1 protein-coding gene is annotated in these 452 nt (G+C 47.1%); it reads left to right on the top strand.

Translation table 11 applies throughout. The features are described 5' to 3' along the window. Window positions 1–53: 53 nt before the first annotated feature. Window positions 54–230: a WD40 repeat domain-containing protein gene (locus JS756_RS39105; RefSeq protein ID WP_205387489.1), complete on the top strand. Its 177-nt coding sequence runs from the start codon at window positions 54–56 to the stop codon at window positions 228–230. Window positions 231–452: the final 222 nt, after the last annotated feature.

The raw sequence follows: 452 nt of genomic DNA, 5'->3' as shown, positions 1-452 counted from the left end.
ATTCCATTCTGGACTTGAACATTCTCTAACGTTTAGCAGGCCTGGTAAAACCCGTGCGAACGGTTGCATTCTCTCCTGCTGGCAAACTCCTCGCTGCTGCCGGAGATTCCAAAGTCATTGTGTTATATGATACTTCATCTGGCGAACAAGTCGCAAACCTGCCCGGGCATTCATCATGGATCTTGTCACTTTCGTTGAGAAGCACAGGAGAATATCTTCTGAGTGGGTAAGTTACACACATGACTCTTCACGTGGCTGTAATGCAATTGGACTGATGGTATCAAAATAGGTCGTTTGACGGAAAGGTCAAGGTCTGGTCGATGGATACCAAAGCATGTGTTGCTACTCAATCCGAAACCGAGAAGCCCGTTTGGAGCGTAAAGTGGCTCCCAAAAATTGGAAAGTCCGAGGGCTTTGCTACTGCGGGTGCAAATCGAAGCATAGCATTTTAC

Source organism: Streptomyces actuosus, from assembly GCF_016921115.1.
Classification (GTDB): Bacteria; Actinomycetota; Actinomycetes; order Streptomycetales; family Streptomycetaceae; genus Streptomyces; species Streptomyces actuosus_A.
The sequence above is the reverse complement of the archived record's forward strand: the minus strand, read 5'-3'. Positions and strand labels throughout refer to the sequence as shown.